The 13,678-nt window shown below is 43.9% G+C and carries 13 protein-coding genes; all 13 read left to right on the forward strand.

Features of this window, described 5'->3' with window-relative positions; genetic code table 11:
• The first annotated feature begins 3 nt into the window (after window positions 1-3).
• Window positions 4-675, forward strand: coding sequence for a hypothetical protein (locus CO230_RS07430; protein ID WP_122028021.1), 672 nt, complete (start codon window positions 4-6; stop codon window positions 673-675).
• A 9-nt stretch (window positions 676-684) separates the two neighbouring features.
• Window positions 685-1,524 (forward strand): hypothetical protein, encoded by an 840-nt coding sequence (locus CO230_RS07435; RefSeq protein WP_122028022.1) that lies wholly within the window; start codon window positions 685-687, stop codon window positions 1,522-1,524.
• Window position 1,525: 1 nt separating this feature from the next.
• Window positions 1,526-2,752, forward strand: coding sequence for a type IV secretion system protein (locus tag CO230_RS07440; protein ID WP_122028023.1), 1,227 nt, complete (start codon window positions 1,526-1,528; stop codon window positions 2,750-2,752).
• A 5-nt stretch (window positions 2,753-2,757) separates the two neighbouring features.
• Window positions 2,758-3,372, forward strand: coding sequence for a conjugative transposon protein TraK (traK, locus tag CO230_RS07445; RefSeq protein WP_122028024.1), 615 nt, complete (start codon window positions 2,758-2,760; stop codon window positions 3,370-3,372).
• A gap of 1 nt (window position 3,373) precedes the next feature.
• Window positions 3,374-3,727 carry a hypothetical protein gene (locus CO230_RS07450; protein WP_122028025.1) on the forward strand — a complete coding sequence of 118 codons (354 nt, stop codon included), beginning with the start codon at window positions 3,374-3,376 and terminating at the stop codon, window positions 3,725-3,727.
• A complete protein-coding gene (locus CO230_RS07455) occupies window positions 3,717-4,931 on the forward strand; it encodes a conjugative transposon protein TraM (protein ID WP_095073861.1) in 1,215 nt (404 codons plus the stop codon). Before CO230_RS07450 ends, CO230_RS07455 begins: the two co-directional genes overlap by 11 nt.
• A 4-nt stretch (window positions 4,932-4,935) precedes the next feature.
• Window positions 4,936-5,805, forward strand: coding sequence for a DUF4138 domain-containing protein (locus tag CO230_RS07460; RefSeq protein ID WP_122028926.1), 870 nt, complete (start codon window positions 4,936-4,938; stop codon window positions 5,803-5,805).
• Between the two features lie 19 nt (window positions 5,806-5,824).
• Window positions 5,825-6,259 carry a hypothetical protein gene (locus CO230_RS07465; RefSeq protein WP_122028026.1) on the forward strand — a complete coding sequence of 145 codons (435 nt, stop codon included), beginning with the start codon at window positions 5,825-5,827 and terminating at the stop codon, window positions 6,257-6,259.
• Complete coding sequence (locus CO230_RS07470) at window positions 6,259-8,250, forward strand: type IV secretion system DNA-binding domain-containing protein (RefSeq protein WP_122028027.1); 1,992 nt, start codon at window positions 6,259-6,261, stop codon at window positions 8,248-8,250. Before CO230_RS07465 ends, CO230_RS07470 begins: the two co-directional genes overlap by 1 nt.
• Window positions 8,251-8,255: 5 nt before the next feature.
• A complete protein-coding gene (locus CO230_RS07475; protein ID WP_122028028.1) occupies window positions 8,256-9,083 on the forward strand; it encodes a M23 family metallopeptidase in 828 nt (275 codons plus the stop codon).
• Window positions 9,073-9,807: a hypothetical protein gene (locus CO230_RS07480; protein WP_122028029.1), complete on the forward strand. Its 735-nt coding sequence runs from the start codon at window positions 9,073-9,075 to the stop codon at window positions 9,805-9,807. The genes CO230_RS07475 and CO230_RS07480 overlap by 11 nt, the downstream gene beginning before the upstream one ends.
• A gap of 12 nt (window positions 9,808-9,819) precedes the next feature.
• The gene (locus CO230_RS07485) at window positions 9,820-12,582 is read left to right on the forward strand and encodes a JAB domain-containing protein (protein WP_122028030.1); all 2,763 of its coding nucleotides are present in this window, start codon (window positions 9,820-9,822) and stop codon (window positions 12,580-12,582) included.
• A 73-nt stretch (window positions 12,583-12,655) separates the two neighbouring features.
• The gene (locus tag CO230_RS07490) at window positions 12,656-13,318 is read left to right on the forward strand and encodes a hypothetical protein (protein WP_122028031.1); all 663 of its coding nucleotides are present in this window, start codon (window positions 12,656-12,658) and stop codon (window positions 13,316-13,318) included.
• Window positions 13,319-13,678 lie beyond the last annotated feature (360 nt).

Genomic DNA, 13,678 nt, shown 5'->3' on the forward strand with positions numbered 1-13,678 from the left:
AATATGAAAAAAATTCTTTTGACAGCATTGCTTCTTTCGGGATTCTGTTTGTTTCATGCACAAAGCACAAGCTTCATCGTCATCAACGACAAACTATTGGCGCAGCTCACCAAAAATCAGGGTGTCCGTTTGGCGAGCAATCAGGCCTATCTCGATTCCTATGAAAAGCAGAGAAAACTCTACGAGGAGGCGAACCAAAAAATGATTCAGGTGGTCGCCATACACGAGTTTATCTACGACAAACTTGCCAACATCAATTCCGCCATCAGAAACGGGAAACAGCTCGTGTATTTCTATAATTATTTGGGCGACATCCTCACCCATTCTCAGGAAATGATGCAACTCAGCGCACAAAATCCCGAATACGCCATTCTTCTGACCAAATACTACAACCAAATCATTCGGGAATCCATCCTGCTGAAGCAGGAAATGGTGTCCGACATTATGAACGAGAACAAGGATTTTCTGATGAACGCCTACGACCGCGACCTGCTTATAGAGAAAATGTTGGCACGCGCAAGAGCCATCGACGGATGGATTTTGTACATCAACATCATCCTGAAGACCGCCAAAAACAGACCCTACCTCTATCAGATTCCCGTCCTGCAAGACTATATCAATCTCGACAGGATTTTGGTTCAAGACATCATCTCCAAATACAGAAACCTTTTTTAATGAATCATTATGAATACTAAAACAAACTTCGCCTTCTTCATTGCCCTTATTGCACTGATTTTCTCTGAAAACCTGAAGGCACAATTTACAGTCAAACGACTGAACGACCCTTCCATCGTGGCACAGCAGAAAAGGATGGTCTTCGAGGGATGGGGCGATTGGAGACCCTATCCAAAATATTTGCTCGGGATTCAGACCAATTTTGCCTACGCCACGGTTTGGGGAATGTGGGCACCGTCTAGAAACCGAGACTATAAGAATGGTTCCGATATCCGACCGCTAAAACCGACAGGCTTGGAAACCCAACGATTCGGCGAACTCGAACTACAAAGAAAGGAGACGGAACGCATCAAGATGGAAACCGACACCATCCACAAAAGAAGTGTACAAGATTTTGCGCATTGGACTTCAGCCACAGTCAGCGCAGACCCGCTTTGGTTGCTTTACTATAACAGGATGCTGAAACCGCTACTAGAATTTCCCGACAACCCTCAAAATTATTTGGAGTGGGGATTTCAAAAACCCGAAGTCTATCAGACTTTGCTTTCTACGGGCGGAATCAGCCTTCTAAAAGAAAAATTGGATTTGCTTAAAGACAGGTACAATATCTCAAGAACGGTGGATATGCCGAGAGGAAAACGCTTCCTGATGTACCACGAAACTTTAATCGGATGGAGAAAATTTTCGTCCGAAATCCGAAGCCACGACCTAAAAGGCGGACTGTATATGGATTATCACAAGATCCTTCAAGACATAAAAAATACCACCAACCTGTTCGGAACGAAAAATTTCAAGACCGACAAGGAAATCGCACAGGAAGTGATGAACCACTACAAACACCAATTTTAAGATGAATAGCAAAACAATTTTAACCGTGCTTTGCCTTATGGCGCTCCTGCTTCCCGTAATGGGATTTGCGCAGACCAACAACAGCGTCAACAGTTTATTGCAGTTTCTGAAAGGTGACGGCGCATTTGAACGATGGTATATGGAGGTCTTCACCCAATTGGACACCGACATTCAAAGCAACGCCATCGCGGCGAGTATGCTCGGAAGAACCATCGGCGGTTTGGGAGCGTTAATGTATCTCGGATTCCTCGGATTCCAAATGCAGGAAGGAGCGAGACCTTGGGAAGTGACGCCGATGATTAGACCCATCATCATCGGGATGATTCTCCTGCATTGGGTGAGTTTCTACCAAATGATTCAATATCCGCTGCAGAAATTGGCGCAACCGTCCAAGGATATTTTTTTATCTATTGAAAATCAGGCGAACGACATACGCGTCAAAAGATTTGAAAAACAGACCCAATTGTTGGAGTTCCTGATTAAGCAGAAAGCCGAGGAGGAAGCCAAACAGAAGGAACTTCAAATCAACGAGGACAAAGGATTCGGTGACCGAATCATCGAGGGAATGAGCAAACTTTTCACGCCGATTCAGGAGTGGATGATTAGGATGGATTTCCAATTTCAGAAACTTATTTCGGAAGTGTTGGAGGCGGTTTCGCTGACGATTTTGCGGGTCTGTACCTACTTTATCTTCTTTATACAAAAAATTTGGAGTTATGTGTTGATTGTGCTCGGTCCTGTCGCCGTCGGTCTTTCGCTGATTCCGGGATTTGAGAGTTCCTTTCAAAATTGGGTGGCGAAATTCATCAACATCAATCTCTACACCTTCGTTTCCTACACCATTATCAACATCGGTCAGCAACTGATTATCTCGGGCTATCAACTTGAAATAGAACGCTACGACCTGCTTTTGAACAACGGAACCGTGACCGACCTCAATATGCTCGCTGCCTACATTTCTAATAACGGGATGATTCACACTGTACTTTTCCCCTGCGTCGCGTACATCGTAACGGGAATCGGCGTACTGATGACCCCGACCATTGCAGACTCCATCGTTTCTGCGGGAGGTGCGGGAATCATGACCAAAGGAAAGAGTGCGGCAGCCAAAGTGATGAGCATGGGTAAAACCGCTGCGGCTTCTGCGGCAACGGGAGGAAAGGCAATCGCATTATCTGCCGCCAAGACTGCGGGTGAAATGGGAAAATCAATCAAGGCTTTACGATAAAAACTATGCTGATAAAAAGTATTGAAGAAAAAATAAGGATTAACAAGGCGGTCTCCATCACGGCTTTGACGGTGTCTCTGTTTATGGTTTTGGCGGGATTCGGATTCGCCTACCAACTTATCAAGGAATCTAGAAAATCGCTCTATGTCTTGGATAACGGCGTCCCGGTTTTGGTAAAGCAGACCGACGAACTGCTGAACCGTCCGGTGGAATACCGTTCGCAGGTGGAACTCTTCCACCGACTGTTTTTCACCCTTGCTCCCGATGACCAATACATCAAGGACAATATCGAGAAATCGCTATACCTGATTGACGATACGGGAAAAAAGGAATACACCAACCTGCGTGAAAAGGGATTCTACAACCAACTGATTTCCTCGAACTCGATGGTGACGGTTACCACGGACTCGATCCAAATCAATTCCAACGATCGAAAGTTTATGTTTTTCGGGAAACAGATGATTAACAGAAAAACGGCACTCATCGTGAGAAAACTCTTTACCGAAGGTCGTTTCGAGGACATCGTCCGAAGTCCGAACAATCCGCACGGTGTGCTGCTGAAAGATTGGCGCATCATCGACAATTCAGAAATCTCCAACCAACCCAAATTCTCCTATTAACATGCAAGAAAACATCATCAAAAAATACGGGGTGCTGAAGGAACGAATATTCTCCCAACCCCGAAAAGTATTCGCCTATGCAATGGCGGTACTCATCCTCTCACTGATTTTCTCCATCCTGCAATACTGCTTCTTTCCGCCGAAAGTAACCTTGGGAAGCGCAATTCCAAGTTTGTACACCAAAAGCGACAAGGTAAAGCAAAATCAGGAGGCGAAAGAGAAATCGATGGAAAAAATCGTGGGCGAACTTTCGGCCTTTAAAGCGAAAGGTTCGCAGCAGTCTTTGTCGAAAACCGACAGCATCAGGATTGAGTACCTCTATAACCAATATGAAAAATTAAAAAATGGACTTTAAAAAAATAAACCTTAAACAGCAGAAATACATCCTTCCGCTCATCGCACTGCCCTTTATCCTGTTTTTAGGATTTCAAGGAAGCAAGTTTATGGGAAGTGATGATGCGAAGAAACCGCCACAGCAGGAACTTTCGGTATCGCTCGGCGAAACGCAGGACTCTATCCTCTCCAAAAACGACGCCTACGACAAATTATTCTCGAAAACCGACGGCAGGACGATGTTGGACGGACTGCAACAGGAAAATGACAGCCTGAATCAATTCAGCGACAATTTGGAATACCGACAGAAACGCTATATCGATTCCCTGAACGAGTCGAGAAAAAGTCAGATTTCGGAAAAGGGAAATCAGGGACAAAACTCTTACTACACACCGAAAACTTCCGACGACGGAGACTTTCAGCGTTCCAAGGACATCATCCGAATGTTGAACCAAGAAGGTTCGAGCGGAAGTTCAAATAATGCGCAGAATTTAGCAAAGAACACCTCTCCATCTGCTGAGGATTCAAAAGCGTTGGATCCGGTAAAGATGATGCGTCAGCAAATGCTCGTGCTCGATTCCTTGGAAAAATCAAGAGACCCCGAATTTCAGGCGCAATTAAAGGCGCAGGAACTGCTGAAGAAGAATAAGGAAAAGATGGACGCCTTTCTCAATTCCACCTATTATGTCGCAAAATCCAATATCCACAACGGCTTCAATTCCATCTACCGTGAAAAGGAGGGCAACTTTGTGAAAGCCGTCATCGATGAAAACCTGACCGGATTTCTAGGCAGCAGGATACGGTTGCGATTGTTGGAGGATGTCTTCGCAGGCGGACAAAAACTGCCGAAGGGAACCCTGCTTTATGGTCAGATTTCGGGATTTTCTTTGCAGCGGGTGAACCTGAACGTGGTTTCCGTAATGCGCAGTGGCGAAATCCTACCCATCAATTTAACCGTTTACGATACCGACGGAATGCAGGGACTTTATGTTCCGAACAGCACCTTCCGTGAAATGTTGCGAGAGCTTGGAAGCAATTCCGTGCAGGGAACGAACATCGATTCCGAAGGCAAGGGATTTTACACGAGTCTTTTGTCGGGAGCGTTCCGTTCCGCCTCACAAACCGCGGCAAACCTGATTAGAACCAACAAAGCCAAACTCAAGTACAATTCCTACATCTTTTTAATTAATGAAAAAGACCTTAAACAAAATACCAATCAACCTTAACATTATGAAGACCTTTTTTTACACCATCCTCTCCTTTTTATTTTCGGCAAGCGTTTTTGCCCAAACTTCCACACCCGAAATCCGCATCACCCAACTTCCCGAACTTGACATGGGCGAAGGCGTGAACGTGCACATCATCTCCCCCGAACCGATTCAGTTTGTGGACTTGTCCTCGGATTTTTTGGTGGGCGACCTTCCCGCTGAAAATATTGCGAGAATTAAAATCAATCCCGCTCCGAAAGATTCGATTTCCTCGAAACAGTTCAACAAAAAAATAATGAAGTCGAGCGAGGAAGTCGGCGTGGTAACCGTAGTGGGACAATCGTTTATGGCGCAATACCGCGTGCTTTTTAGAACGGACGACCGAATCAATGTGCAGACCAACATCCAAATTCAGCCGGAAGATATGCAGCCCTTGGAATTTCCGAAACAGGCTTTTTCCAACACGGAACTCCACCGATTTTCGAAAAACATCATCGAAAAAACCTACAAAACGCCTTTGAGGACGGTGAACGAACTGAAACTTTCCCTGCAACTGAACAATGTGTACGTGGTTGGCGACTACATCTTTCTCGACATCAATATCGCCAACAAGTCGAATATGAGTTACCAAATTGACGACGTCAAGTTTTCCGTGGAGGACAAGAAAATCTACAAGGCAACCAACAACCAAAGCATCGAAATGAAACCGATTTACCGATTTCAGTCGCAGAAAGGTTTCAAGAAAAACTACCGGAACATCTATGTCTTCAAGAAGTTTACCTATCCGAACAGCAAGATTCTGAAAATACGCTTCGTGGAGGAACAACTTTCGGGAAGAACTATTGAGATGGGAATCAAGTATTCCGACATCCTGAACGCAGACACTTTTTAATCATTTAAAATCAAAAATTATGGCTACCAAAACCACCAACACACTGAAAACACTTTTTCTAAATCTGAACCTCGACGGACTTATGACCCCGAAAACCGACAACCCGAGATTTGTTGACGAATTCAACGACACCGTCAACGAGGCAAGCATCATGAAGTTTCAAAAGGAATTCATTAGCCTGTTTGACGAAAAATATTTCTGCATCCGCTTTTTCTACGTTTACGATTGGCTTCAATTCAGAAAGCGATTTGAAATCTCCGCTACAGATTCCGAAAAATTTGAAAAAGCCGTCCAATTGATTAAGCCGCTTTACGGCGTAAAGGTGTATTACGACAAGATTTCCAAGGAACATTTTACGGACATCATCCTTTTCCTGCGGGAATTTGCCTCGCTGTGCCACATCGACATCTCTTTGAACGACATCAACACCATTATTGAAAACAGATACCCATAATGCAGGAACAGCAGCACCAAATCAAGATTTACGGATTCTTCCAAAAATTGGTCTATGCCGTCGTGGCGATGGAATGCATCACGCTGTTTTTCCTACACGCCAATGTTCCCGTGCTTTCAAAACTGTTGGAGGGATTTGCCAAGATGGGGATTTTCTCCCCGCCCATCAACGCCAAAATTTCGACACTGATTTTAATCGCCATCGTGGCGGCGGGAACCAAGGCGAAGAAGAAACAGGATTTGAACATCGTGAAATCCATCATCCTGCCGATTATTTTCGGTGTCGGAATGATGGTCGGCTCACTCTTCCTCATTCCTCTTACCGACGACAGATCCATCCCAAACATCCTGCCCGGAATGAACGTCTTCCAAATCGGATACGCCCTGCTTTCCCTTTTGGGAGCGATGATTGCACAGATGGGTGCCGACAGCATCTCGAAATACATGCAGCAGAAAATGGGGAAAGACCGATGGAATGTGGAGGAGGAAAGTTTTGCTCAAAACACAGAATTGGCGGAAACCGACACGTCGGTGAACCTGCCCTATTTGTTCCGCTACCAAAAGAAGACGCACAAGGGATGGATCAACCTCAATCCGTTTCGTGGAACGATGGTCATCGGAACGCCCGGCTCGGGAAAATCGTTCGGCGTCATCAATCCCGCAATCCGACAGATGGTCGCCAAAGGTTTCTCGCTGTGTATCTATGATTTCAAGTTTCCCGACCTTTCACAGATTGCGTACTACCACTATCTTTTGAAGAAATCCAATGATGGAGGATATCAACATCAATTCAACATCATCAATCTGAACGAGGTGGAAGGCTCGAAACGGGTTAATCCCTTTAAAAAGGAATACATCCGAACTTTGGCGGAAGCACAGGAAATGGCGGAAGCGATGGTTTCAGCACTGCAAAAAGGTGGCGCAAGTGCGGGTGGCGGTTCGGAGCAGTTTTTTACGCAGTCGGCGATTAACTTCCTTTCTTCGTGCATCTACTTTTTTGCAACCTACGAGAACGGAAAATTTTCTACACTGCCCCATCTTTTGGCTTTTATGAACAAGAGTTACGAGGAAATTTTCGAGACTCTCTTTACCCACGAGGAACTGACCTCGCTTCTTTCTCCCTTCAAGACGGCGTATGATAACAAGGCATTCGACCAATTGGAGGGACAGGTCGGAACCTTGAAAATCTTCCTCTCAAGATTGGCGACCAAGGAAAGTTTTTGGGTGTTTTCGGGCGACGAAGTGGAACTGAAGATCACGAAAAGGGAAAATCCGTCGATAATGATTTTGGCTTCCAATCCCGGAACGCAGGATATCAACTCCGCCCTCTACTCTTCGGTCTTGAACAGAACTTTGACCTTGATTAACAACAAGGGAAATCTTCCCGGCGGAATTATTGCCGACGAGTTCCCGACCATCTACATCCACAAAATCGACAATGTGGTGGCAACCGCGAGAAGCAACAAGATTGCCGTGCTTTTGGGACTACAGGAAATTCCGCAACTCCGACAGTTTTACAAAAAAGAAGTCGCAGACACCATTTCCGCCATCGTCGGGAACATCCTTTCAGGTTCTGCAAGGGATAAGAACACCTTGGAATGGCTCGAAAAACTATTCGGAAAAATCAAGCAGAAAACCTACTCACAGAGTATCTCGCAACAGGGAACCACCACGAGTATCAACGAAAAGATGGACAATATGATTCCTGCAGGAAAAATAGCCGCACTCCGCACCGGAGAAATGGTCGGAATGATTGCCCAAAGCGAGGAAAACGACACCTCGGAATACAAGTCATCGGCAATCAGCGGGAAAATCAACCTCGATATGCGGAAGATTAAATACGAGGAACAGAACTATGTGAAAATGCCGACCTACTACAATTTCACGGACAAAACGGGAAAAAACCGAAAAGAGGAAGTGTTGATGACCAATTTCCGAAGAATCAACAAGGAGGTGGAACTCATCATCGACGCCCTGAAAATTTTAAACTGACCAAAATGAAACGATACATCCTAATTTTTACGCTGCTCATTCAATTTTCGCTAAAAGCACAATTCAACACTGTGACTTTTGTGAAGAAAATGGAAGAAAGCAAACCCGAATTTATTGAAAATTCAACAGAGGAAACCAATTCTAAAACCGAAGAAACAAGAGTTTCCGAAAAGGAAAATTTCTTTCTTAAAAATTCTTCAAAGAAAGTCTTGCGGAAGGAACTTGATTCTCTGAGAAAGATGTTTTTGGAGATGAACAAGTTAAAGACAACTCCTCCGCAATTTGACACCAAACACGTGGAAGATTCACTTATCCAAATCCTTAAAAGAAATCTTTCTGGGGAAAAATCGGGATTGCAAAAATCCTTAAAACCGAAGGAAGAAAACACGCTTTCCCCGAACAAGATTATGATGCCCGTGAAAAATGCGCTTAACCTGAGTTCAGGTTTTGGAAACCGCTTCCATCCCATTTTTGGCGGACAGAAATTCCACAACGGCATCGACATCAAGGCTCGATATGAAAATGTTTTTGCCGTGATGGACGGCATCATTACCGAATCAGGATGGGACAGTAAAGGTGGCGGAAACTACATCAAAGTCCTGCACCACAACCGTTTTGAGACCGCCTATCTGCACCTCTCCGAAATGTACTACAAAGCCGGAGAATTCGTAAAGGCGGGATTCATCATTGGCAAGAGCGGAAACACCGGAAATTCAACCGGACCGCACCTGCATTTTTCCGTGAAGGAATTTGGAAGGTTCATCAATCCCCTGAATTTTCTGAACGAACTCATTCAAGCAAAACAATTAATCGCACAACATTATGAACACTAACCCACTACCAACAGACGACCTGAAAAAGTTCGGCATCATCGAAGCCGACAATTCGTTCTCAAAAAGATTGAACGCCAACGACATCATCGAATTTATGCAGGGAAATATCCTTGTCGCCGACAACGAAAAAGACCGAATCACCTTCCAACTGACCGACAACAACTCCAAATTGGAGGTAAAAGTCTATCAAATGGAGCATTCCCTTTCCGAAATTCTAGACCAATCCAAAAAAGAATCGGTACAGTATGTTTCGGAGAAAAATCTGAACGGCCAAAACCCCGATTTCAATATCTCCAAAAAAGCGTTCCTCTACAACGAATCCACAAAATCTTTGGAGGAATACGATATGGTTTTTAATGCGGAAGTTTTGACCAAGACTATTTTAGGTCGAAACGATTCCGAGGAAATCAACCGCTACAAGGACGAACTCCTGAAACTGAAAGAATTCCTGCAGGATAAAATCGACAAGTACCCCGAAATCGCCAAGGACATCATCAACAACCTCAATATCCTGTCCAAAGAAATCAATACCGTGAACGAGGTGGCTCAATCCCCGAAGCAGGCGCAAAAACAGCAACAGTCCGAAGTACGGCTTGACGTGAACGACCCCGACCTTTATCAGGACGCGAATTCTGTAAGGGAAGCCAAATCACAGCAAGAGGACGAGGAAAACGAGCAAGAAATCGAACAGGAACAGGAAAAACGCAGAGGATTCCGCAGGTAATTTTTTATAGCGATGGACATAGACCTTTTTAATTATCAAAGCAAATATGGACCGAACACGAATTTTCGCTTTCCAACGGACGAGGCGACGAAATATCTCAAAACTTCGGAAGGCAAAGTTTTACCTTACAAACTTTTCAGCGGGCGAAATGATGCTTACCCAAATTCCGCCATCCTACGGGAAAAGGACAATCAAGGTTACACCAATGATTTTGCGCTCGTAGAAAGGCAGTTTTCGGAAAATAAAAGTCTTTCATTTCGAGCGGGTACGAAAGTTTCGGATGTGAACGATGTGGCGTGGCTTTTCCGTGCGCTTGAGGACGAGGCGGTGGAACACACTTTTGCGCTTTACAAATTCAAGGACGACAGTTACCTCGTTCAGCATCTTTCGACAGGCGGAATTACTGCCACGGTCGTGGATTTGCGGTTGTTGACGGGGAATGTCTTCAAAATGCAGCCCGAAAGCATTACCCTCGTCCACAACCATCCAAGCGGACAACTGATTTCGAGCAAACACGACCGACTGATGTTGCAGCGACTTCACGAAATTTTCGAGCATACGGGAATTAAGGTGGAAGACGGCATCGTCATCAATTTGCGTTCGGGAAAATATTTGGTTTTTAACGGCGAGTTGGGAAACGACCGAGTGTTGGAACTTTCCGAGCAAAACCAACTGCAGGAAAAAGTCAGCACCTTTTCCTTCAACAAGCAGATTTTTGCCGCCAATTATCAACCGTTTAAAATAAGCAGTCCCGAAGATACCGCCGCCTACATTTCGAGCCAAAAATTTGGGTTGTCCAACAAGACGGAAGCCATCATCCTGAACAATGCGAACGACATTGTGGGGAAGTTCATTCTTCCGCAACATCGGCAATTCGAGAAATTGACAGAACTGATGACCATTCACGCCGGAACGGGAGTCATCCTCTACGGAAACAATGTGAACGAGCAGATGTACAAGGAATACCGCGAAAAACTCGAACTGATGGGATTCACGGCTTTGGACGCGATTTTATTGGAAAGCGGAAATTTTCATTCCCTCTACGAAAAGACCAAAATCAATGTCTATGACCATCTCGTCGACAAGTTCTGCAAGGATAATCTGAATGCGGAACCCATAGTCGGCGAATTAGGAAATCGATACAGCTCGAATGAAAAGATAACCGTGGAAATAGGTGTTTATGCGAATGACGAAGCCAAATCCGTGGCACCAAAACCTTTCGATTTTGACTCGACCGAAGAACTAAAGGCATATTTGGATTTGACGATGTCGCAATATGATACAGACCCGATTCTTTTGGTGAGAATCGCCGAAGGAAAACAGCCCTTCTTGTTGGACAGGCTTTCGCAATACGCTCTGAATAAACTGATGAACGAGGTGGAAAACCATAATTCCTCAAAAAATGTCGTTGAAAATAACTTGACTGAAAATCAGCAGGAGAAATTTCTCAAACATATTCCCGACGAGCGTCAAGGGGAAGCATTCAATATCAAGGTCAACCGCTCGGAAGCAGAATACCTTTTGGCGAACGATATTTTGGAAGATATTATGTGTAAGGAATACGGCGACGACGATGAGTGGGTCGGCGTCACCAAAGATGATATGGATGAGGAAATGGGTGGTTTTGATGAGGAATACCAAACTTTTGAAATCGACCTTTCCCATAATCCGACGGAAGACTTTGTAAAGGAAATCCTTGAAGAACTCGAATTATTTAACAGCGTTTTTCATCAGAAGGAGATTCCAAAAGATGTTCAAAGCCATTATGAATTGACTTTTTTTGACAAATACATTACGCCCAAAACCAAAGCCTACAAAGATTTTATTTCCGAAATGGAAACTATTTCTCCCGAGATATTCTTTAAGGACGGAGAACGCGAATTTTCCGAGAAAGAAAAAAAGTGGATGCAGATTTATGATTTTAGAAACGGACTGAATCCCGCTCCCGAATCTGCTTCCCTACAACAAACAAAAAATCAAGACAACCAAAACAATTTTATTAACAACCCAAAAACAAGCATTATGAGCACACAAGAATTCGACACCGCGCAGTACCTGAAAGACCAAATGAAATATTTAGGTTTCGGGGAAGGAGAAAAACTCCACAAAGATTTGGAAAACGGAATCAACGGAGAGGACAGACAGTTTGAAATCAAGACGACTTCCGACAAAACCCTGCCGGAAAACAAGGTGGATTTTACCCTGAAATTCAACAAGTCAGAAAAAGGCGGAATCTTTCTGAACGCTTATCAGGCAGAATTGACCAACGACAAAGGCGAAAAATTCACGCACAACTTCGGCGTGGGCAAGGAGAATTCCTTTACCGCAAAGGAAGCCGTAAACCTCCTCGAAGGTAGAGCCGTGAAAACGGAACTGAAAAACACCAAAACAGACGAGATGATTCCCGCCTTTGTGAAACTAAAGTTCAACGAGGACAAAAACGATTGCGGCAACTACAAACTCGAAATCTACAACGAAAATTACGGGGTGGATACAGGGAAAATTGTGGATAAGGCAGGTCTGATTTTCGACAAACCGGAATACCGAGACAACGTCATCAAGTCTTTGGAGAAAGGCAACATCGTGAAAGTAAAATTTTCACTCGACAACCAAACCGTGGAAGGAAAAGCGGTCTTGAATCCGCAGTACAAAAATCTCAATCTGTACGACAACGAGATGAACCGCATCAATACCAACAAGCCTTTGAAGGGTTTGGAAGTTGAGAGTACTGAAAAAAATCAAGTGAAACAGCAGAGTATTTCAAGAGGAATCTAAAAACTATTTCAACATTTAATCTTCGGCGGTAAATGACGGTGTTGTTTACCGCCTTTTAACAACCATCAATACTATGAAAATTATAATTCTGCTTTCCGTTCTAATATCCATTGTTTCGTGCAAAGAAAAAGTCATTTCAAAAAAAGGCGGAATCGACATTATTTCCAACGTCTATGTCGATGCTTCCAAAAATCTTGAAAATCGTAAGAGTTTTTTGATTTCGAGGATGAATTATTCGGGCGACTCCATCGTGGAAATTGTTCCCGAGCCGGAACTCCCCGAAATGACCAGACATCTTTTCTTCATCAAAGATTCCATTTTTTATCATTTAGAACCTACAGAAAATTTGTTGTTTTCTGAAATTTCAAAGAAAACGAAACCTTCATTGGTTTTTGATAAAAAAGCGGGCGCCATCTTTTCAAAAGACCCGATTCCCAATTATAGAAACCGCCGAAATTTGAGCGACACCATCTTATTCAATAAAAAATTCAGACGCTTCGAAATCAATTCGCCGTGGAATTACACGAGATATTATGTTTATCCAACCGACACGATTTTGCCCTATGCAATTTACCGACACGCCGAGAAGGATTATTCGGGAAGAATCGAGCGCATCGATTCCTATAACAAGAAAGATGATGTATTTGTCTCGATGCAATTGATTCCAAGAAAAAATTGGGACAACGAGGCGAAGGAAATTTTTGAGTTCAACCATTTTGCAAACCAAAGGAAATAGTGGAAAATAGATATTCTCAGGATGAAATACGGCAGATTTCGGAAAGTCTTTCGGTTTTGGATTATTTTCAGGATTTGGCGCGAAGAAATCTCGTGCGTTACGACCGAAAATCGGGAAAAGACCACTATTTCCTCACGCCTGAAAACAAGTTTTCGGTGAATGAAAGAAAATATTTCGATTTCAAAACCAAGGAAGGTGGCGAAATCATTAAAGCCGTGATGCATTTTGAGAACAAAAGTTGGAAGGAGGCAATGGAATATTTGAAACTGTTTTCTCCCAATCCCCTTAACAACACCATCTCCACAAATCTACAGCCAATAAAAACCCTGAACTCTTCAATTGCCGTGAACTCCTCGCCTA

The sequence above is a fragment of the Chryseobacterium sp. 6424 genome (assembly GCF_003692615.1).
GTDB lineage: Bacteria > Bacteroidota > Bacteroidia > Flavobacteriales > Weeksellaceae > Kaistella.